Raw genomic sequence first — 21,296 nt, 5'->3', positions numbered from 1 at the left:
TGCACACGCGGGCCGTACGGTGGTTCAGGCGGGACGGTTGGTGTCGGGGATCTCGATGTGGGTCCCCCGTCCCTTGGTGAGGTAGAAGAGGATGTACTGGCGGGCGGCCTCGTCGATCGTCCAGGCCAGCGGCGGCACCAGCGGCAGCGGGATCAGCTTCTCGCGGAAGGCGACCAGCTTCGGCCAGGCGGCCGCGATCGCCTTCTCCCAGAACGGCTCGTGGGGGATGCCGTCCCAGTCGGCCACCCGATCGCCCACCAGATAGCGGGCGAGCGCGTTGACCAGGGGGCGGTCGACGCCGCCGGGACTGGTCTGCTCGGCGAGCTGGCGCAGCAGGATGTCGGTCAGCTCCACGCCCTCGCGGGTGGGGCCGAGCACCGGGTCGAGCACCTGCCGGTACTGGGCCTCGGCCGCCTCCCAGGTGCCGGGGATGTACTCGTCGCGGATGCCCAGCAGGTGCGCGGTGACCTGCCACAGGTGCAGATAGGCCGCCGAGTCCGCGGCGGACACCGGGACCTTCCACTCCAGCAGCTTGCGCATCGTGTAGGTGGGCAGGCTGTGCCAGGTGACCAGCATGTCCTGCTGGCTGATGGGGATCGTCTGCCCGTCGCTGGTGGCCGACCAGCCCGGCGACCGCGGCAGCAGGTGCCGTACGGCCGCGTGCACCAGCCGGGTCTTGACGGCCTGGACGACGACGTCGCCGTCGGGCCGGAAGGCGTTGAGGTCGCCGACGGCGAAGCCGAGCAGGCTGGTCTTGGCGACCCGGTCCTCCATGTCGGCGCCGCCCTTGGAGTAGTACACCGACCGCGCCTCGCGGGGGATGGCGGTGCTCAGCATGCCGCCGCCCACCCCGTTGAGCAGATTGAGGTAGACGCCGCGGGACTTGTTGAACTCGGCCGCGGTCTCCAGCCTGCCCCGGTCCGCCCAGGACGGCAGGCGGCGCGCCCGCTCCATGAAGTCGCGCAGGTCGCCGGGGAGTCCGGAGGGCAGCGGCTGGTCGTTGCGGGTCCACTGCCGCAGCCGCTCGTTGACCGCGGGCACGTCACCGCGCTCGATCACGGCGGCGACCAGCCGGTCCACCTCCTCGTCCCAGACCCATTCCGGGTCCAGGCCCGCTCCCGCGCCCGCCACCGAGGCGCTCGGCGACCAGGTCCACAACGACCGGGCGCGGGCCGGTGACGCGAGGCTCAGCGTCCCGAACGCCCCCAGTGCACCGCCCGCCACCAACATCCTGCGCCTGCTGAGTCCGTCCATCGCTTTCGAACTCCTCCTCGAGTTCCGTGGTTCCGCTGTCCTTGCCCGCTCGCTTGATACGATGAAACACATTGCGCATCTCTGTTTCATCAGGGGAGCACAGACGCGACGTGAACGCCAGAGGCCGCACAGAGTCCGTGTCTCCCGTCGTCACCGAGGTCGCCGCCGAGCGCGGTGGGCCCGACGGGTTCCCGCACTCCGGTCAGGCGTAGGGCTCGTTCCGCCCGGCCCGGGCCACCAGCGAGGCGGGCGGCTGGAACCGCTCGCCGTACCGGCCGGCCAGTTCCCGCGCCCGGGCGACGAAGGCGGGCAGCCCGCCCGGGTAGCCGTTGACGTACTGCAGCACGCCACCGGTCCAGGCGGGGAAGCCGATGCCCAGGATCGAGCCGACGTTGGCGTCCGGCACCGACCGCAGCACGCCCTCGTCCAGGCACCGCACGCTGTCCAGGGCCTCGGCGAACAGCATCCGCTCCTTCATGTCCTCGAACGGGATCTCGCGCCCCGGCACGGTGAAGTGCTCGTACAGCCCCCGCCACAGCCGGGTGCGGCCGCCGTCGGCGTACTCGTAGAACCCGGCGCCCGCGGCGCGGCCGCCCCGCCCGAACTCGTCGATCATGCGGTCCACGACCGGCTCCGAACCGTGCGGCCGCCACTGCCCGCCCTCGGCGAGCACGGCCGCCTTCGTCTCCTCGCGGATCCTCCGGGGCAGGGTGAGGGTCAGCTCGTCCAGCAGTCGCAGCGGCGGCGCGGGATAGCCGGCCTGGGAGCCGGCCTGCTCCACGGAGGCCGGGTGCAGGCCCTCACCGACCATGGCCACCGCCTCGTCGATGAACTTGGAGATCACCCTGCTGGTGAAGAAGCCCCGGCTGTCGTTGACCACGATGGGCGTCTTGCCGATCTGCCGCGCGATGTCGACCGCCTTGGCCACCGTGTGCCGGCTCGTCTTCTCCCCGGCGATGATCTCCAGCAGCGGCATCCTGTCCACGGGCGAGAAGAAGTGCAGGCCGATGAAGTCCTCCGGGCGGGCGATCCCCTCGGCGAGACCGGTGATCGGCAGGGTGGAGGTGTTGGACGCCAGCACCGCGTCCGGCGCCACCACGTCCTCGATCTGCGCGAACACCCGCTGTTTGAGCGCCGGGTCCTCGAAGACCGCCTCGATCACCAGGTCGCAGCCGTCCAGAGCGGCCGGATCGTCGGTCGGCACGATCCGCGCCAGCAGCTCGTCGCCCTTCTCCCGGCCGAGCCGCCCCCGGGACACCGCCTTCTCCACCAGCCGCTCCGAGTACGCCCTGCCCCTCCTCGCGGCGTCGAGGGAGACGTCCTTGAGCACCACGGACAGGCCGCCGCGGGCGCACGCGTACGCGATCCCGGCCCCCATCATGCCCGCCCCGAGCACACCCACCCGACGCGCCCGGTGCGGCGGGTACCCGTCGGGGCGGCTGCCGCCGGAGTCGATGTGCTGCATGTCGTAGAAGAACGCCTGCATCATGTTGGCCGACACCTGGCCCGTCATCAGCTCGACGAGGTAGCCGGTCTCGACCTTCTGCCCGGCCTCCAGACCGACCTGCGCGCTCTCCACCGCCGCGGCGAGGATGTTGCGCGGCGCCGGCAGGTTCGCGCCCCGCAGCCGCTTGCGCAGGCGCGCCGACATGACCGGCAGCATCGCCGCGACCTTCGGGTGCGCGGGAGTGCCGCCGGGGATGCGGAAGCCCTCGGTGTCCCACGGCTGGGCGGACTCCGGGTGGGACAGCACCCACTGCCGGGCCTTGTCCATCAACTCCGCGCGGTCCGCTGCCAGTTCGTGGACCAGCCCCTTCTCCAGCGCCTGCCGGGGCGTGTACCGCTGCCCCTGCAGCAGCACGTCCGTCAGCGCGTCCTGGAGCCCCAGCAGCCGTACCGTACGGCTGACCCCGCCGGCACCGGGCAGCAGCCCCAGCGTCACCTCCGGCAGGCCGAAGCGGCTGTCCGGCGCGTCCAGCGCGATCCGGTGGTGGCAGGCCAGCGCGATCTCGTAACCGCCGCCCAGCGCCGTGCCGCCCAGCGCCGCGGCCACCGGCCGGCCCAGTGTCTCCAGCCGGCGCAGCTGCGACTTCAGCACCGTGCACAGCTCGCTCAGTTCCTCGGCGTTCTCCGGCCGCGCCTTGCTCATGAAGCCGATGTCACCGCCCGCGAAGAAGCTCTTCTTGGCGGACGCGAGGACCACCCCCCGGACGGTGTCCCGCTCGGCCTCCAGCCGGGCGAGGGTGACCTCCATCGACTCCACATAGGTCCGGTTCATCGTGTTGACCGGCTGGTCCGGGTCGTCCAGGGTCAGCACGACGACACCGTCGGACCCCTGCTCCCAGCGGATCATGTTCTTCTCGGGCATGGGTACGGCGTTCCTTTCCACGAGGACGTGCGCGTCCGGTGTCGGGGGAGGGCGGGGGAGCGGCGGTCACAGCCGTTCGACGACGGTGGCGATGCCCATGCCGCCGCCGACGCAGAGACTGACCACGGCCCGGCGGGCGGAGCGGCGTTCGAGCTCGTCCACCACGGTGCCGACGAGCATCGCCCCGGTGGCGCCCAGCGGATGCCCCATGGCGATGGCACCGCCGTTGACGTTGACCTTCTCCCAGGGCAGGCCGAGGTCCTTGACGTACCGCAGCACCACCGAGGCGAACGCCTCGTTGATCTCGAACAGGTCGATGTCGTCCACCCCGAGCCCGGCGAGCTCCAGCGCCTTGCGGGTGGCCGGGGCCGGGCCGGTGAGCATGATGGTCGGATCGGCGCCGCTGACCGCCGTGGCCACGATCCGCGCGCGGGGCACCAGGCCGGACGCCGCGCCGGCCTGCTCCGAGCCGACCAGGACCAGCGCCGCGCCGTCCACGATCCCCGAGGAGTTGCCCGGCGTGTGCACGTGCTCGATGCGCTCGACCCAGTGGTACTTCTGCAGCGCCACCGCGTCGAACCCCGCCACCGTGCCCGCGTCGGCGAACGACGGCTTCAGCCCGGCGAGCGTCTCCACCGTCGTCTCCGGGCGCATGTGCTCGTCCCGGTCGAGCACGGTGACCCCGTTGCGGTCCCGGACCGGCACCACGGACTTGGTGAAGTAGCCGCCGGACCACGCCCGCGCGGCCCGCTGCTGCGAGCGCACCGCGTACGCGTCGACGTCCTCCCGGGAGAAGCCCTCGACCGTCGCGATCAGGTCGGCGCCGATGCCCTGCGGGACGAAGTACGTGTCGTACGCGGTCTCCGGGTCGGCGGCCATCGGACCTCCGTCGCTGCCCATCGGCACGCGCGACATCGACTCCACACCGCCCGCGATCACCAGGTGCTCCCAGCCGGAACGCACCTTCTGCGCGGCGGTGTTCACGGCCTCCAGGCCCGAGGCGCAGAACCGGTTGAGCTGGACCCCGGCCACGTGGTCCGGCAGTCCGGCCACCAGGGCGGCCGTCTTGGCGATGTTCATGCCCTGGTCGCCGACCGGGGAGACGACCCCGAGCACCACGTCGTCCAGCCGCTCCGGATGCAGGTCCGGGTGACGGCCGCCGAGCTCCTTGATCAGACCCGCGACCAGGGACACCGGCTTGACGTGGTGCAGCGAGCCGCGCTTGCCCCGGCCGCGTGGGGTGCGGATCGCGTCGTAGATGAATACTTCGGTCACTGTCCTCGCACTTCCTCTCCGCAAGCAGGCGTCGTCCTGCCGTTCGAGGGCGCGCCCGGCGCGTGTGGTGCATTCGGCGGGAACAGGTAAGGGCACGTATTGGCTATGTGTCAATAGAGAGGGGTGCGGATTCAATCGGCATGCAGTGCAATGGAGTTGGTGTCGGAGATCGTCGGTGCGGGGGTGGCGGAGTCCCGCGCGGTGCGACCTATTGACACATCGCCAAGAACGGTCCCACTGTGGAGGCCCGCTCAACGACTGGGTTCGACGACTGGGTTCGACGACTGCGTTCAGCGACTTCGCTCAACGACTCCGCTCACGGTTCGCGATGGAGGGAGCCCGCCGTGGCCACACCCGAGCAACTGCACGAGTCCGTCGAGGGACTGACGATCCCCGGGCTGCTGCGACGGAACGCCCGGCGGTTCGCCGCCCGCCCCGCCCTCACCACAGGACCCGGCCCGGACGCCGGAACCCTGTCGTGGGCGCAGCTGCGCGCCGAGGTCGCCGCCCTCACCCGCGGACTCACCGTCCTCGGACTGCGCCGCGGCGACCGGATGCTCATCGCGATGACCCGGCGGGCGGAGCACTGGGTCGCCGACCTGGCCGCCGTCCACGCCGGCGCCCTGCCCTGCAGTACGTACGACACGCTGAGCACCGAGCAGATCGGCGCCGTCGCCCGGCACAGCGGGGCCACCGTCCTCGTCCTGGAGGGCGAGGAACAGGTCCGGCGCTGGCGACCGGTCCTGGACGACCTGCCGAACCTGCGGGCCGTCGTCGTCCTGGACTGGGACGCCGCCCCGGCCGACGACCCGCGCTTCGTGAGCTACGCGGCCGTACGCGGCGCGACGCCCCCCGACGACGCCGCGTTCGAGGAGCTGACCGACGCCGTCACCCCCGACCAGCCGCTGACCCTGGTCTACACCTCGGGCACGACCGGTGACCCCAAGGGCGTGGTCCTCTCGCACCGGAACGTCATCTACGAGTCCCTGATGCAGGACCGGCTCGTGCCCGTCCCCGAGCACCCGAGATCCGTGGCCTATCTGCCGCTGGCGCACATCGCCGAGCGCGTCCTGGGCATCTACATGCCCCTCTGCAACGCCGGGCACGTCACCATCTGCCCGGAACCGGACCAACTGCTGCCCACGCTCCGCGCGGTCCGCCCGCACGGCTTCTTCGGCGTGCCCCGGGTGTGGGAGAAGCTCGCCGCGGGACTGCGGGCGCGGCTCGCCGCGCTGCCCCCCGACCAGGCCGAGGCGGTGACACAGGCCCGCAAGACGGCCCTGGAGGTCCACCGCCTGCGCTCCGAGGGCAAGGACCTGCCGGCGGGACTGGCCGAACCGCTGGAGCAGCTGGACGCGCAGGTGATGCGGACCTTCCGGGCCGCCGTCGGACTCGACGAGTGCCACCGGGCGTTCAGCGGCGCGGCACCGGTCCCGGCCGCCGTCCTGGAGTTCCTGGCGAGCGTGGGACTGCCCGTGTACGAGGTGTGGGGGCTGAGCGAGACCACCGGCGCGGCCACCGTCAGCACCCCCGGGGCGTACGCGCTGGGCTCGGTCGGCCGGCCCGGCCCCGGCATCGAGGTCAGGGTGGCCGACGACGGCGAACTCCTGGTGCGCGGGCCGGTGGTGTTCGCCGGCTACCTGCGGGCCGACGGCGGCATCGAGCCCGGCACCGACGCGGACGGCTGGCTGGCCACCGGTGACGTCGGCACGGTCGACTCCCGCGGCTTCGTCACCGTCACCGACCGCAAGAAGGAGATCATCATCACCGACGGCGGCAAGAACATCGCCCCGACCAGGGTCGAGTCCCTGCTGCGGGCCCACCCCCTGATCGCCCACGCCGTGGCCATCGGCGACCGCCGGCGCTACCTGACCGCGCTCCTCGTCCTCGACGAGGAGACCGCGCCCCTGTGGGCGCGGGACCACGGCATCGAGGAGACCGGCCTCCAGGCCCTCACCCGCCACCCCGAGGTGCTCGCCGCCCTCGACCGGGCGGTCGCGGAGGCCAACGCGGTGCTCTCCCGGGCGGAACAGGTCAAGAAGCACCGGGTCCTGGCGGGCCCCTGGACCGCGGAGACGGGCGAGCTGACGCCCAAGCTGAGCCTCAGGCGCCGTGCGATCGACGAACTGCACGCCGCCGCCATCGAGTCGATGTACACATAGGTCCCGGTAACACCGCGACCACGGAAGGAACCACCGACATGGGCGTTCAGCGCCAGGCCCCGCGCCGCAGGATGGAGCCGGACGCCCGGCGCGCCGAGATCCTCGGCGTCGCACGCAGGCTGTTCGGGGCCAGGAGCTACAGCACCGTGTCCATCGCGGACATCGCCGCCGAGGCGGGCGTGGCCCGGGCCCTGGTCAGCCACTACTTCGGCGGGAAGCGGCAGCTCTACCTGGAGGTGGTCCGGCAGATGATGGTCGTCCCGGCGTCCGTCTCCGCACGGCTCCCGCCGACCACCGCGGAGGAGCGGATCTCCATCTGCGTCGACCGCTGGCTCGAAGTCGTCGAACGCAACCGGGAGATGTGGCTGTCCGCGATCGGTCTGGAAGCCCTGGGCAACGACCCGGAGATCGACCGGATCATGCTCGATGCCGACGAGATCGCCACCGACCGCGTCCTCGAGGCCGCCATGATGACCGACGTCACCGAGGGCCGCGAGAAGCTCCGGGCGATGATCCGGGCGCACAGCGGCATGCTGAAGGCCGCCTCCCGCGAGTGGCTGGTGCGCGGCACCCTCAGCCGCAGCGACCTGCACGTGATGCTGACCCGCACCGTGCTCCACCTGGTGCACACGGTCTTCCCCGCCCTGAGGGACGGCTGAACCCGTTACCGGATCCACAAGGAGAGAGAAACGTCATGCCCCGAGTGCTGTCCGACGAACGCCGTGATCTGGTCAAGGCGATAGCCGACTTCTGCCGCCGCGAGTGCGGCACGAAGGAACAGCGCGACAAACTCACCGCCGACGGTCAGGAGCAGCACAACCAGAAGCTCTACGAGAAGATGGCGGCGCTGGGCTGGCTCGGCATCGCCGTCCCGGAGGAGTACGGCGGCGCCGGACAGGGCATGACGGACCTCTGCCTGTTCCTCCAGGAGACCTCCTACGGCCTGGCGCCCATCAGCGGCTTCGGCACCACCATCATCGCGGCCGCGGCCTACGAGAAGTTCGGCACCGAGGAGCAGAAGCGCACCGTCCTCCGGGGCATCGTGGACGGACGCGTCGAGGCCGTCTCGATGTCGGAACCGGGCGCCGGCTCCGACGTGGGCGCCCTGACCTGCCGCGCGGAACGCACCGACGGCGGCTACCTGGTCAACGGCCAGAAGACCTGGTGCTCCAACGCCCACTTCGCCGACCACGTCCTGCTGATCGCGCGCACCGGGCAGGGCGAGTCGAAACACGACGGGCTCACCCAGTTCATGGTGCCGACCGACGCCGCCGGCCTGCAGATCCGGGGCATCGACACCATGGGCGGCAAGGACGTCAACGACCTGCACTTCACCGACTGCTTCGTGCCCGACTCGGCGGTGGTCGGCACCCCGGGAGAGGGCTGGAAGCAGCTCATGGCCGGACTCAACCTGGAACGGATGATCCTGGCCGCCCTGATGCTGGGCGTCGCACAGCGCGCCTTCGACGACACCCTCACCTATGTGCGCCAGCGCGAGCAGTTCGGCCGGCCCATCGGCTCCTTCCAGGCGCTCAAGCACCGGATCGCCGACATGGCCACCGAACTCGAGTGCGCCCAGCTGCTCCTGGACGACGTCGCCGCCGCCATCGACGCCGAACCGGACCGGGTGTTCGCCCGCGAGGCGTCCATGGCCAAGCTCAAGTGCACCGAACTCGCCAAGCACGTGACCCTGGAGGGCATGCAGATGATGGGCGGCTACGGCTACGCCACGGAGTACGGCATGGAGGCCCTGCTCCGCTCCACCGTCGTCTCCACGGTCTACGGCGGAACCAGCGAGATCCAGCGGGAGATCATCGGCAAGACCTACGGTCTGTAGGCGGCGGCCATGCTGACCACACGGTTCTGTGACACGTTCGGGGTGGAACACCCCATCGTCCAGGGCGGCATGCAGTGGGTGGGCCGGGCGGAGCTGGTCTCGGCGGTCGCCGAGGCCGGCGCCCTGGGCTTCCTCACCGCGCTCACCCAGCCGACGCCGGAGGCGCTCGCCGCGGAGATCGCGCGGTGCCGGGAGCTCACGGACAAGCCGTTCGGCGTCAACCTCACCATCCTGCCGTCGATCAACCCGCCCCCGTACGACGAGTACCGGCGCGCGATCATCGAGTCCGGTGTGAAGGTCGTCGAGACGGCCGGCTTCAACCCCGAGGCACACCTGCCGGAGTTCCGCGCCCACGGCGTGAAGGTGCTGCACAAGTGCACCAGCGTCCGGCACGCGGTGAAGGCCGAGCGGATCGGCGTGGACGGGGTGAGCATCGACGGCTTCGAGTGCGCCGGCCACCCCGGCGAGGACGACATCCCCGGCCTGGTCCTCATCCCCGCCGCGGCCCGCCGGCTCACCGTCCCGGTCGTCGCGTCCGGCGGCTTCACCGACGGGCGCGGCCTGGTCGCCGCCCTCGCCCTGGGCGCCGACGGCATCAGCATGGGCACCCGGTTCCTGTGCACCGTGGAGGCGCCGGTGCACCGGCGGGTCAAGGAGCAGATCGTCGCCCACAGCGAACTCGACACCGAGCTGATCTTCCGGCCGCTGCGCAACACGGCACGGGTGGCGAGCAACTCCGTCAGCCGGAAGGTCGTCGACATCCTGCGCGAGGGGGGCGAGTTCCCCGACGTACGGGACCTGGTGACCGGCGCGCGCGGGCGGAAGGTGTTCGAGGACGGCGACCTCGACGCCGGCATCTGGAGCGCCGGCCTCGCCCAGGGGCTCATCGACGACATCCCGACCGTCGGGGACCTGGTGCGGCGCATCGTGGCGGAGGCCGGCGAACTGATCACCGGCCGTCTGGCCGCCGCCTGCCGCCGCCCCTGACCGCCGCACGCCGACGGCAGGCGGGCGTCGTGGCCCCGGACCGGCCGGCCGGGGTCACCCGTCGACGCCGGCCCCGGCACCCGTACGGCGCGGACCCGGCCCCTGCCGGGAGGCGACGCCCCCAGAGTCCGCGTCCCCGTCCGCGTCCCCGTCCCCGTCCGCGTCCCCGTCCGCCGGTCGGGGTGCTCATGGGGTCCTCTCACCGAGGGCGTGCGGGGGCTCGGAGGCCGGACCGGGTCCGTCGCCTCCGGGGCCGACGCTAAGCGCACTTTGCGCCCATGGCATACGGTGTTGCTCATGACGCAAGACGATGGCGATCTGGACGGCCTGGTGCGCAAGCGGATCCGCGCCCTGCGGGTGGCGCAGGGCTGGTCCCTGGAGGAGCTGGCCGTGCGCGCCCGGCTCAGTCCCTCCACGCTCAGCCGCATCGAGAACGGCCGGCGCCGGCTGGCGCTGGACAGCCTGGTCACGCTGGCCCGCGCCCTGGACACCACGCTGGACCAGCTCGTCGAGACCGCCTCGGACGACGTCGTCACGAGTCCGATGATCGACGCCGCGCGCGGATCGATGCGCTGGCCCGTGAAGGGCGACCCGGGCATGTCGGTCGTGCGCCGGCGGATGACCGAGCCGCCCCCCGACAACCCCGCCCGCATGCGCGCCCACGCGGGCCGTGAATGGCTGGTCGTCCTGTCCGGCACCGCGGTCCTGATGCTCGGCAACCGGCGCATCCGCGTCGAGACCAACCAGGCCGCCGAGTTCCCCACGATGCTGCCGCACGCGATCGGAGCCGAGGGCGGCCCGTGCGAGATTCTGGGCATCTTCGACCGCGACGCCCGACGCGGCCACCGCCCGGACGGCGACGACTGAGAGGCCGCACCGGCGACGGCACCACCGCCCGCCTTGCGCGTCGCGCAGCCCCCACGGCCATCGCCTTGCGCAGACGGAAAACGGCCGCGGTGCCCGCGCGGGACGCCCCTACCGTGACGGCATGACCAGCACACCCCCGCCCACGCCCCACCCCGCCCACCACGACCACGACCACGACCACGGTCGCCACGACCACGACGGCGACCACGACCACGACCACGACCACCGGCACCGCGCCGGTGATCAGGCCGAACTCCTCGACCTGGACGCCGAGGTCCTGGCCGGACACCTCGACGCCATCACCGGGTGGCTGCCCGTCGAGACGCCCCCGCGCCGCATTGTGGACCTGGGCTGCGGGACCGGGGCGGGCACCTTCGCCCTCCTCGACCGCTTCCCCGGGGCGCACGTCACCGCGGTCGACTCCTCGGCCGCGCACCTGCGCCGCCTGCGAGAGAAGGCGGAGGCCCGGGGCGCGGCCGAGCGGGTGCGCACCCTGCGGGCCGACCTCGACGACCCCGACTGGCCCGGCCTCGGCACCCCGGACCTGGTGTGGGCCTCCGCCTCGCTGCACCACCTGGCCGATCCCGGCCGCGCGCTGCGCGCCGTCCACGACGTCCTCGCCCCCGGCGGACTGTGCGCGGTCGTCGAACTGGCGGGCTTCCCCCGCTTCCTCCCCGAGAACGCCCCCGAGGACCGGCCCGGCCTGGAGGAGCGCTGCCACCGCGCGGGCGAGCACCGCCACGCCGGGCACCTGCCCCACCGCGGCGCCGACTGGGGACCGAAGCTGACCGCCGCCGGATTCACCCTGGCCGGCGAACGCACCCTCACCGTGCACATCGAGGGCGCCCGCGACGCGTCGGTCGGCGCCTACGCCCTCGGCGGCCTGCGCCGCCTGCGCGACGGCGTCGCCGGCACGCTCGCGCCCGAGGACCTGGCCGCCCTCGACCGGCTGCTCGACACCGACGGCCCGCACAGCATCCTGCGCCGGGACGACCTCGCGGTGCGCACCCGGCGCAGCGTCTGGGCCGCCCGCCGCGACCGGTGAGCACGGGCCCGGGGGAGTGGCCGCCGTAAGGGAGCCGTCAAGGCGGGAGGGAACGCCGTAAGGGTCGCGTCAACGACGGGACGGAAGACCGTAAGGACCCCGTCAAAGGCGGAGGGACCGCCGTAAGAGAGACGTCAACGGCGGTCGTTTCCGGCCGTGGAGGGGCTTTCCTGGGACGCGTCCGTTTCCCTCCGCACATCATCCCAGGAGCTCACGATGGCCGATCCGGCCTTCGTCGTCACCGTCCTCGCGGTCTTCACGCTGGTGGCACTCGTCGCCAAGGGGGTGACGAAGCTGTGACCGCCGCCTACACCGTCGGCCTGATCGTGGCCGTCGCCCTGCTGGGCCTTCTCGTCCTCGCCCTGCTCTTCCCGGAGAGGTTCTGAGCACGCCGATGGGTCCCGTACTCGCCGGCGTGCTCCAACTCCTCGCCCTGACGGGCGCGCTGGCCCTCGTCCATGCCCCCGCCGGCGCCTACATGGCCCGGGTCTATTCCTCCCGCCGGCATCTGCGGGTGGAGAGGTGGATCTACCGGGGCATCGGTGCCGACCCCGACGCCGAGCTGACCTGGCCCGCCTATCTGCGCGGGGTCCTCGCCTTCTCGGCCGCCGGTGTCCTCCTCCTGTACCTGCTGCAACGGACGCAGGGCGTCCTGCCCGGATCCCTCGGCTTCGGCGCGGTCGGCCCGGCGCAGTCGTTCAACACGGCCGTGTCCTTCGTGACCAACACCAACTGGCAGTCGTACGCCGGTGAACAGACCATGGGGCACGTCGTCCAGACCGCCGGGCTGGCCGTGCAGAACTTCCTCTCCGCGGCCGTCGGCATGGCGGTGGCCGTCGCGCTGGTGCGCGGCTTCGCCCGCTCCCGCACCGGTGAACTCGGCAACTTCTGGACCGACCTGGTGCGCGGCACCGTGCGGATCCTGCTGCCCGCCGCGACCGTCGCCGCCCTGGTGCTGGTCGCCTGCGGTGTCGTGCAGAACTTCTCGGGGATCCACGAGGTGGGCCAGTTCACGGGCGGCGCCCGGCAGTGGAACGGCGGCGCGGTCGCCTCCCAGGAGGCCATCAAGGTGCTGGGCACCAACGGCGGCGGCTACTTCAACGCCAACAGCGCCCACCCGTACGAGAACCCGACGCCCTTCACCAACCTCTTCGAGATCTTCCTGATCCTCGTCATCCCCTTCTCGCTGACCCGCACCTTCGGCGTGATGGTCGGCTCGGTCAGACAGGGCCACGCCGTCCTCGCCACGATGGTCACCATCTGGCTGGGCTTCGTGGCCCTGATGATGTGGACCGAGTTCGCCCACCACGGCCCCGTCCCGCAGGCCGCGGGCGGTGCGATGGAGGGCAAGGAGGTGCGCTTCGGCATCGGCGGCTCGTCGGTCTTCGCGGTGTCGACGACGCTCACCTCGACCGGCGCGGTGGACGCCTCCCACTCCTCCCTCACCGGCCTGGGCGGCGGGATCACCCTGCTCGGCATGATGCTGGGCGAGGTCGCGCCCGGGGGCGTGGGCTCCGGCCTCTACGGCATGCTGGTGATGGCGGTCGTCGCGGTGTTCGTCGCCGGCCTGATGGTCGGCCGCACCCCCGAGTACCTGGGGAAGAGGATCGGCCCGCGGGAGATGAAGCTCGCCGCCTGCTACCTCCTGATCACCCCGGCGCTGGTGCTGGTGCTCACCGCCGCCTCCCTGGCTCTGCCGACACCACCGCACTCGGTGCTCAACTCCGGCGCGCACGGCTTCTCCGAGGTGCTCTACGCCTTCACGTCCGCCGCCCAGAACAACGGCTCGGCCTTCGCCGGCCTGAACGCCGACACCGACTGGTACAACACCACGACCGGACTCGCGATGCTGCTCGGCCGCTTCCTGCCCATGGTCTTCGTCCTGGCTCTGGCCGGATCGCTCGCCGGGCAGCGGCCGGTCCCCGTCACCGCGGGCACCCTGCGCACCGACAAACCGCTGTTCTCCGGCCTGTTGGCGGGCGCCGTCCTGATCGTCGCCGGACTCACCTACTTCCCCGCCCTCGCCCTGGGCCCGCTCGCCGAAGGACTGGCGTGATGACCACCCGTACACAGAAGCCGCAGGACTCCCCGTCCACCACCGGGCGCGCACCGCACGGCGACGCCCGCACCGGCCGCCGGCCCTCCCCACCGCGCACCGCGGCCGGCCTCTTCGCCCCCCGGCACCTGGCCGGGGCGCTGCCGGACGCGTTCCGCGGACTCGATCCGCGGGTGATGGCCAGGTCGCCCGTGATGTTCGTGGTGTGGGCCGGGGCCGTGCTGACCACCGTGTTCTCCCTGACGGAACCCGGTGACGGGTTCGGCTGGACGATCAGCGCCTGGCTCTGGCTGACGGTGCTCTTCGCCAACCTCGCCGAGGCGGTCGCCGAGGGGCGGGGCAAGGCGCAGGCCGACACCCTGCGCCGGGCCACGTCCGGCACGGTCGCCCGCCGGCTGCGCGACGACGGCTCGCAGGAGCGGGTCCCCGGCACCGGGCTGCGCATCGGTGACCGTGTGGTCTGCGAGGCCGGGGACGTGATCCCCGGCGACGGCGACGTCGTCGAGGGGGTCGCGGCGGTGGACGAGTCGGCCATCACCGGTGAGTCGGCGCCGGTCATCCGCGAATCCGGCGGCGACCGCTCGGCGGTCACCGGCGGCACCAAGGTCCTCTCCGACCGCATCGTCGTCAGGATCACGACGAAGCCCGGTGAGACCTTCATCGACCGGATGATCGGGCTGGTGGAGGGAGCCGCCCGGCAGAAGACGCCCAACGAGGTCGCGCTGAACATCCTGCTGGCGTCGCTGACCGTCGTCTTCCTGCTGGCCTGCGCCACACTGCCGGTCTTCGCCGACCACGCCGGCACCCGGCTGTCCCTGGTGGTGCTGGTCGCCCTGCTGGTGTGCCTGATCCCGACCACCATCGGCGCCCTGCTCCCCGCGATCGGCATCGCGGGCATGGACCGTCTGGTGCGGCGCAACGTGCTGGCCGTGTCGGGCCGTGCGGTCGAGGCCGCCGGCGACGTCTCCACGCTGCTGCTGGACAAGACCGGCACCATCACCCTCGGCAACCGCCGGGCCTCCGAGTTCGTGCCGGTGCGAGGCGTCACGGAGACCGAGGTGGCGGACGCCGCGCAGCTGTCGTCGCTGGCCGACGAGACGCCGGAGGGCCGTTCCGTCGTCGTCCTCGCCCAGGAGGCGTACGGGCTGCCGGAGCGGCACCGGGACGAGCTGAGCGGCGCCCGGTGGATCGCCTTCGGCGCGCGGACCCGGATGTCCGGGGTGGACGTGGACGGCCGCAAGGTGCGCAAGGGGGCGGCCGGTTCGGTCACCGCCTGGGTGAGGGAGCGGGGCGGCACGGTCGCCGCGGACGCGGACCGGATCGTCGCCCGTGTCTCCGCGACGGGCGGCACCCCGTTGCTGGTCGCCGTCGAGGACACCGGCGGCGCCCGCGTCCTCGGCGTCGTCCACCTCAAGGACGTCGTCAAGCAGGGGATGCGGGAGCGGTTCGACGAGCTGCGCCGCATGGGCATCAGAACCGTCATGATCACCGGTGACAACCCGCTGACGGCCGGGGCTATCGCGCAAGAGGCCGGCGTCGACGACTTCCTCGCCGAGGCCACTCCCGAGGACAAACTGGCCCTGATCAAACAGGAGCAGGCGGGCGGCAAGCTGGTCGCGATGACCGGCGACGGCACCAACGACGCCCCCGCGCTCGCACAGGCCGACGTCGGCGTGGCCATGAACACCGGGACGTCGGCCGCCAAGGAGGCCGGCAACATGGTCGACCTCGACTCCGACCCGACCAAGCTGATCGAGATCGTCGGGATCGGCAAGCAACTGCTCATCACCCGGGGCGCCTTGACGACGTTCTCCCTCGCCAACGACGTCGCCAAGTACTTCGCGATCATCCCGGCGCTGTTCGCCACCGTCCACCCGGGCCTGGACAGGCTGAACGTCATGCGGCTGTCCTCACCGGACTCCGCGATCCTCTCGGCCGTCGTCTTCAACGCCCTGGTCATCGTCGCCCTGGTGCCGCTGGCCCTGAAGGGCGTGCGCTACCGGCCGGTCGGCGCCGACCGGATGCTGCGCCGCAACCTCACCGTCTACGGCCTCGGCGGGCTGATCGCCCCCTTCGCCGGCATCAAGCTCATCGACCTGATCGTCTCTTCGATCCCCGGGATCGGGTGAAGGACCATGAACGACTTCCTCCGCACCACCGGCCGGCCGCTGGGCGCGGGACTGCGCGCGCTGCTCGCCCTGACCCTTCTCACCGGCGTCCTCTATCCGCTGGCCGTCACCGGTGCGGCGCAGGCGCTCTTTCACGACGAGGCGAACGGATCGCGGATCGAGGCGCACGGCACGGTCGTCGGCTCCTCCCTGATCGGCCAGCAGGGCTTCGGCCTGGACCACTTCCAGCCCCGCCCGGCCCGGGGGCTGGGGGAGAACTCGGCCAACACGCGGTACCGGCTGCTCCTGTCCGGCGCGACCAACCGTTCCGCCGACGACCCGGAGCTGCTCCGGTGGGTGCAGGAGGCGAAGGCGCGGGTCGTCGAGGAGAACTCGGTGCCCGGCCATCCGGTCAGGGCCTCGCAGGTCCCCGCCGACGCGGTCACCTCCTCCGGCTCCGGCCTCGACCCGCACATCTCCCCGGCCTACGCGCGGCTCCAGGTCCACCGCGTCGCCGCGCGCAACGGCCTGCCCGTCGCCCGGGTGGAGCAGCTGGTCGAGGACCACGTGGAGGGCCGGACCCTGGGCTTCCTGGGCGAACCCCGCGTGAACGTCCTCGCACTCAACATCGCCCTCGGGGACCTCGTGCGGCACGGGTGACGGCCTCCGGCTCCCGGGAGGAGGGGGCCGGTGCCGCCCCGCGCGGGACCGCCCCTCAGTCCTCGCCCGCCGCCGGCGCCGGTTCGTCCGCCGGCTCCGCCAGCACCACCCGCGTACCGCGCGCGGTGAACGCCGCCACGTCGGCGTCCGTCGCCGCGGTGTCCGTGACCAGCGTCCAGCCGGACGGCAGCGTGGCCCACGCGTGGAACGGGGCCCGGCCCAGTTTCGCCGCGTGGGCCAGGACGTAGACGTGGGCGGCCCGGCGGGCCATCAGCTCCTTGAGGCGGGTCTGGCGCAGGTCCGCCTCGCAGATCCCGCCGTCCGCCGTCACCCCGTCCGCGGACAGGAAGACCCGGTCGAACGTCATCCGCTCCAGCGCCGCCTCGGTCAGCGGGCCGACGAAGGCCTGGCTGAGCGGGCGCAGCGTCCCGCCGAGGCACTCCACGTGGACGGATTCCACGTCGGCCAGCTCGTGCAGCGCGGTCAGACCGGTGGTGGCGACGGTCAGGTCCCGCGCCGTGCGCAGCTCGTGCGCCAGCGCCCCGACCGTCGACCCGGCGTCCAGCAGGACCGTCTCGCCCGGCTGGACCTGTGCCGCCGCCCAGCGGGCTATCGCCCGCTTCTGCGCGTACGCCTCCGTGGTGCGCTGGCGCAGCGACGCCTCCGGATGCGCGGTCAGCGCCATCGCCCCGCCGTAGGTGCGGGCGAGCCGGCCGTCCGCGGTGAGCCGGGCGAGGTCACGGCGGATGGTGGAGGCGGTCACGCCGAAGTGCCGTGACAGCTCCTCGACGCTGGCCAGGCCGGTGGTGGTGGCGAGTCGGAGGATCTCCTCGCGCCGAGCCTGGGATCCGTTGGGCGGCATCAAGTGTCCTTCGCGGTACGTCGGTTCAGCGGGCGGTGGACATCTCGGCGGCCTGCCGCAGCGCCTCGATCATGCTACCGGCCTCGGCCTTGCCGGTACCGGCGATGTCGAAGGCGGTGCCGTGGTCGACGGAGGTGCGGATCACCGGCAGGCCGACGGTGAGGTTGACGCCCGCCTCGATGCCGAGCACCTTCACCGGGCCGTGCCCCTGGTCGTGGTACATCGCCACGATGAGGTCGTAGTCGCCCCGGGAGGCCAGGAAGAAGGCCGTGTCGGCGGGGAGCGGGCCGCGGGCGTCGATGCCGTCGCGGCGCACCGTCTCCAGCGCCGGGACGATCTTCTCCTCCTCCTCGCCGTACCCGAACAGGCCGTTCTCGCCCGCGTGCGGGTTGATGCCGCACACGCCGATGACCGGTTCGGGCACCCCCGCCCGGACCATCGCCTCGTGGCCGCGGCGCACGGTCCGCTCGACCAGGCCGGGCTCGATCCGGTTGACGGCGTCGATCAGACCGATGTGCGTGGTGACGTGGATGACCTTCACCTTCTCGGTGGACAGCATCATCGACACCTCCTCCACCCCGGTGAAGTGGGCGAGCAGTTCGGTGTGCCCGGGGAAGACGTGCCCGGCGGCGTGCAGCGCCTCCTTGTTGAGGGGCGCGGTGCAGATGCCGTCGATCTCGCCCGCGAGGGCCAGCCGGGCGGCCAGCCGGATGTACTCGTAGGCGGCGTTGCCCGCCTCGGTGGACAGCACGCCCCAGGGCAGGTCCGCGGGCAGCAGACCGAGGTCGATGACGTTGATCCGGCCCGGTACGGACTCGGCCGCGGCCGGCGCCTCGACGGTCACGATCTCGCAGTCGGTCCCGAGGATCCGGGCCGCTTCCCGCAGCCGTGCGGCGTCACCGATCACCACCGGCCGGCAGCGGCCGAGGGTCGCGGCGTCCAGCACCGCGGGAACGATCACCTCGGGCCCGATACCGGCGCCGTCGCCCATGGTGACACCGATGAGGGGGAGGGGCTGCTGCGCGTTCACTGGGTGACTCCTTGCTGAGAGGGTGCCGTGGCGGCGGAGGCCGGCGGCGGGGGCGAGGACAGGAGGCGGGGGCGGAGCGCCGCCGCGATACGGAGGAACGAGTCCGGGCCGCCGAAGCTCCCGGGGCGGGTGACGACCGAGCGGCCGTCCGCGGTCCGGCTGTGCACGGCGCCGTGGTGGATCTCGCCGGCCGGCCACAGCGTGGTGACGCCGATCGCGTCGAGGACCCGGCGGGCCGTCTCGCCCCCGGTCAGGACGAGGTCGGGACGGCCGGGCAGCGCCGACACGGTGCGCGCCAGTCCGGCGACGATGCGGCGCGCGGAACCGGGCCGCACACCACCGGACCCGTCGACGGACACCACGGTGACCGTGCCGGGGGCGGGCTCGGGCAGGGCGACGGGGTCCGGCCCGGCCAAGAGGCCGGGCGACAGTGCCACATGCTGTGCCCCCGCCGCGACCAGCCGCGCCACCTGCTCGACCACTCCGGGTTCCGCGCTCCCCGCCACGACGAGCAGCGGCGGCTCGGACCGCACGGGCGGCGCGGGTGAGTGCCGCGCGGGCCCCGGCGCGGGTGAGTGCCGCGCGGGCCCCGGCGCGGGGGAGCCGAGCCGGCGGCCGAGGGCGGCGGCCAGACCACCGCTGCCCAGGAGCCGGGTGTCCGGGCCGAGCAGGGCCGCGGCGGCGGCGATCACCGTCAGGTCGGTGTCGGTCTCCGCGTCGCACACGGGGTGCCGCCCGAGCGCCGCCACCTCCCGGAACCGTCCGGCGAGTGCGATGGGCCCCTGACGGACGGTGTCGAGCGGTACGTCGGCGGTGGGCAGCGGTGCCAGGGCCTCGGCGACCGACCGGGGCGCGGGGCGCTCCTCGGCCCGCCAGGCCGGGTGCTCGTGCAGCGGCACCCCGTCGGCCAGGACCGTGCCGCCGCGCACCACGCGCCGTGCGGCGGGCAGGGCGGTCGCGATCACCACGACCCCGGCCCCCTCCGCGAAGGCCGCGGCCTCGGCGCCCACCGGTCCGCGCAGCAGCGAGTCGCACTTCTTGTACCAGAGCGTACGGCCCTCCCCCCGGAGGGAGTTGACTGCGCGAAACGCGCGGCTTCCGGGCTCGTGCGCACCGGAGCGGGCGGGCTCCGCACCGGGCCGCTCCGGTCCGTCCGCCGGTGCGCCGGCTGCGCCGCGGTGCCCGTCGGCGGGCGTCCCGTCGGCCGCGCCCGCCCCGGCCAGCGCGGCCCGTACGGCCTCGGCCGCGGCGGCGTCGCCGAGGTAGCGCGAATCCAGGTCCACCACCGGACACTCCCCGGGGACGCCGGAGACCGCGAGGTCGGCGGGGTGCAGCAGGAGCCGCGAGGGCAGCCGGAGCAGCGCGGCGACCTCCGCCGCGCCCGACAGGTCATCGGCGAGCGCAACGACCGAGGTGTCGTCCCGACGGCACACGCGAACCTCCTCCACAGAGCCCGGCACCGGCGTGCACGGGCCGCGCGGCGTCCCCTCGTCGGGGCGCCCGCAGTGCTCCGATGATGGCATAGCTTGCGTGATTCGCGCGAGACTCTTGCGCGTAACGCGCAGTTCGTGCGAGCGTTCCTCCACCGAGAGAGACCAGGGACACCCCGCACCACCGAGCAGCACCTGAAGACACCCCGCACCACCGAGAACCACCGAGAAGCACGTCGCCCCGCACCGCCGCTCCCCGGACGGCACGACGGCAGCACGGCACCCGTACCGGAAGGAACCGCTCGTGAGCACCGGCACCCGCCCCGGCCCGCACGAAAGCCCGCAGGGAGGCCCGCAGGGAAGCCCGCAGGGAATCGAGCTCCCGCACGTCCCCGTGCCGCTGTCCCGGCTGGTCCTGGGCACCATGACGTTCGGCGACACCGTGGACCGCGCGGGCGCCGCCGCCATGCTGGACACCGCCCTCGACGCCGGGCTCACCGGAGTGGACACGGCCAACGGCTACGCGGGCGGCGAGAGCGAGCGCATCCTCGCCGAGCTGCTGCCCGGCCGCCGCGACCGGATCGTGCTCGCCACCAAGGCCGGCATCCCGCACCCCGACCAGGGCGAGCACGCCCCGCTCTCCCCGGCCGGCCTGCGCGCCGCCCTCGACGGCAGCCTCCAGCGGCTCGGCACCGACCACGTCGACCTCTTCTACCTGCACCAGCCAGACCGCCGTACGCCGCTCGCCGAGACCCTGGGAGCCGTCGCCGAGTTCGTCGCGGAGGGGAAGATCCGCGCGCTCGGCGTCTCCAACTTCGCCGCCTGGCAGATCGCCGAGCTGACCCGCGCCGCCGACGAGACCGGCGCCCCGCGCCCGGTCGTCGCCCAGCAGCTGCACAACCTGCTCGCCCGCCGCGTCGAGGAGGAGTACGTCGAGTACGCGGCCGTCAGCGGACTGCGCACCATGGTCTACAACCCGCTCGGCGGCGGCCTGCTCACCGGCCGGCACCGCTTCGAGGCCGACCCCGCCACCGGCCGCTTCGGCGACTCCAAGCTCGCCGCGATGTACCGGGAGCGCTACTGGAACGAGGACCTCTTCGCCGCCGTCGCCCAGCTCACCGCGATCGCCGACGAAGCGGGCCTGCCGCTCACCGAACTCGCCCTGCGCTGGCTGCTGGACCGCCCCTCCACCGACGCGCTGCTGCTCGGCGGCTCCCGGCCGGAACACCTGCGGGCCAACATCGCCGCCGCCCAGGCCGGCCCGCTGCCCGCGGACGTGACCGCCGCCTGCGACGCCGTCGGCGCCACGCTGCGCGGCCCGATGCCCGCCTACAACCGCTGACCCCGTACGGCCG

At 73.0% G+C, this 21,296-nt stretch carries 18 protein-coding genes; 12 read left to right on the top strand and 6 right to left on the bottom strand.

Annotated features, from left to right (window positions below; translation table 11 throughout):
* Positions 1-24: 24 nt before the first annotated feature.
* From FHX78_RS07560 to FHX78_RS07550, 3 genes are all read right to left on the bottom strand, one after another.
* Complete coding sequence (locus tag FHX78_RS07560) at positions 25-1,254, bottom strand: oxygenase MpaB family protein (RefSeq protein ID WP_145866689.1); 1,230 nt, start codon at positions 1,252-1,254, stop codon at positions 25-27.
* A 202-nt stretch (positions 1,255-1,456) separates the two neighbouring features.
* On the bottom strand, positions 1,457-3,622 hold the full coding sequence (locus FHX78_RS07555; RefSeq protein ID WP_145866688.1) for a 3-hydroxyacyl-CoA dehydrogenase NAD-binding domain-containing protein: 2,166 nt from the start codon (positions 3,620-3,622) through the stop codon (positions 1,457-1,459).
* A 66-nt stretch (positions 3,623-3,688) separates the two neighbouring features.
* Positions 3,689-4,897 carry an acetyl-CoA C-acetyltransferase gene (locus tag FHX78_RS07550; protein ID WP_145866687.1) on the bottom strand — a complete coding sequence of 403 codons (1,209 nt, stop codon included), beginning with the start codon at positions 4,895-4,897 and terminating at the stop codon, positions 3,689-3,691.
* Positions 4,898-5,241: 344 nt separating this feature from the next.
* On the opposite strand from FHX78_RS07550, the gene FHX78_RS07545 reads away from it, so the two are divergent.
* From FHX78_RS07545 to kdpC, 11 genes are all read left to right on the top strand, one after another.
* Positions 5,242-7,059 (top strand): AMP-dependent synthetase/ligase, encoded by a 1,818-nt coding sequence (locus FHX78_RS07545; RefSeq protein WP_145866686.1) that lies wholly within the window; start codon positions 5,242-5,244, stop codon positions 7,057-7,059.
* A 38-nt stretch (positions 7,060-7,097) separates the two neighbouring features.
* Entirely contained in the window at positions 7,098-7,718 is a 621-nt protein-coding gene (locus tag FHX78_RS07540; RefSeq protein WP_194734454.1) for a TetR/AcrR family transcriptional regulator, read from the top strand.
* 35 nt (positions 7,719-7,753) lie between these two features.
* Positions 7,754-8,896 carry an acyl-CoA dehydrogenase family protein gene (locus FHX78_RS07535; RefSeq protein WP_145866685.1) on the top strand — a complete coding sequence of 381 codons (1,143 nt, stop codon included), beginning with the start codon at positions 7,754-7,756 and terminating at the stop codon, positions 8,894-8,896.
* A 9-nt stretch (positions 8,897-8,905) separates the two neighbouring features.
* Positions 8,906-9,883 (top strand): NAD(P)H-dependent flavin oxidoreductase, encoded by a 978-nt coding sequence (locus FHX78_RS07530; RefSeq protein ID WP_145866684.1) that lies wholly within the window; start codon positions 8,906-8,908, stop codon positions 9,881-9,883.
* Between the two features lie 297 nt (positions 9,884-10,180).
* A complete protein-coding gene (locus FHX78_RS07525; RefSeq protein WP_189908593.1) occupies positions 10,181-10,750 on the top strand; it encodes an XRE family transcriptional regulator in 570 nt (189 codons plus the stop codon).
* Positions 10,751-10,871: 121 nt separating this feature from the next.
* A complete protein-coding gene (locus FHX78_RS07520; RefSeq protein WP_145866682.1) occupies positions 10,872-11,795 on the top strand; it encodes a class I SAM-dependent methyltransferase in 924 nt (307 codons plus the stop codon).
* A gap of 156 nt (positions 11,796-11,951) precedes the next feature.
* Positions 11,952-12,095: a hypothetical protein gene (locus FHX78_RS36715; protein ID WP_167531646.1), complete on the top strand. Its 144-nt coding sequence runs from the start codon at positions 11,952-11,954 to the stop codon at positions 12,093-12,095.
* The gene (gene kdpF / locus FHX78_RS07515; RefSeq protein WP_145866681.1) at positions 12,092-12,181 is read left to right on the top strand and encodes a K(+)-transporting ATPase subunit F; all 90 of its coding nucleotides are present in this window, start codon (positions 12,092-12,094) and stop codon (positions 12,179-12,181) included. The genes FHX78_RS36715 and kdpF overlap by 4 nt, the downstream gene beginning before the upstream one ends.
* Positions 12,182-12,189: 8 nt before the next feature.
* A complete protein-coding gene (kdpA, locus tag FHX78_RS07510) occupies positions 12,190-13,851 on the top strand; it encodes a potassium-transporting ATPase subunit KdpA (protein WP_145866680.1) in 1,662 nt (553 codons plus the stop codon).
* The gene (gene kdpB, locus FHX78_RS07505) at positions 13,851-15,980 is read left to right on the top strand and encodes a potassium-transporting ATPase subunit KdpB (RefSeq protein WP_145866679.1); all 2,130 of its coding nucleotides are present in this window, start codon (positions 13,851-13,853) and stop codon (positions 15,978-15,980) included. Before kdpA ends, kdpB begins: the two co-directional genes overlap by 1 nt.
* 6 nt (positions 15,981-15,986) lie before the next feature.
* Entirely contained in the window at positions 15,987-16,619 is a 633-nt protein-coding gene (gene kdpC / locus FHX78_RS07500) for a K(+)-transporting ATPase subunit C (RefSeq protein ID WP_145866678.1), read from the top strand.
* A 55-nt stretch (positions 16,620-16,674) separates the two neighbouring features.
* Here the strand turns inward: kdpC and FHX78_RS07495 are convergent, their stop codons facing one another.
* The 3 genes from FHX78_RS07495 to FHX78_RS07485 are packed head-to-tail and all read right to left on the bottom strand — an operon-like array spanning position 16,675 to position 19,944.
* Complete coding sequence (locus FHX78_RS07495; protein WP_145866677.1) at positions 16,675-17,481, bottom strand: DeoR/GlpR family DNA-binding transcription regulator; 807 nt, start codon at positions 17,479-17,481, stop codon at positions 16,675-16,677.
* Positions 17,482-17,506: 25 nt separating this feature from the next.
* On the bottom strand, positions 17,507-18,511 hold the full coding sequence (pdxA, locus tag FHX78_RS07490) for a 4-hydroxythreonine-4-phosphate dehydrogenase PdxA (RefSeq protein WP_145866676.1): 1,005 nt from the start codon (positions 18,509-18,511) through the stop codon (positions 17,507-17,509).
* The gene (locus FHX78_RS07485) at positions 18,508-19,944 is read right to left on the bottom strand and encodes a four-carbon acid sugar kinase family protein (RefSeq protein WP_229923967.1); all 1,437 of its coding nucleotides are present in this window, start codon (positions 19,942-19,944) and stop codon (positions 18,508-18,510) included. Before FHX78_RS07485 ends, pdxA begins: the two co-directional genes overlap by 4 nt.
* 301 nt (positions 19,945-20,245) lie before the next feature.
* Between FHX78_RS07485 and FHX78_RS07480 the strand changes: the two genes are divergently transcribed.
* Positions 20,246-21,283, top strand: a complete 1,038-nt coding sequence (locus FHX78_RS07480; RefSeq protein WP_373313038.1) for an aldo/keto reductase — start codon at positions 20,246-20,248, stop codon at positions 21,281-21,283.
* The last annotated feature ends 13 nt before the right edge of the window (positions 21,284-21,296 follow it).

It is taken from the genome of Streptomyces capillispiralis, assembly GCF_007829875.1.
GTDB classification, from domain to species: Bacteria; Actinomycetota; Actinomycetes; order Streptomycetales; family Streptomycetaceae; genus Streptomyces; species Streptomyces capillispiralis.
This window is presented reverse-complemented; position numbering and strand designations above follow the sequence as displayed.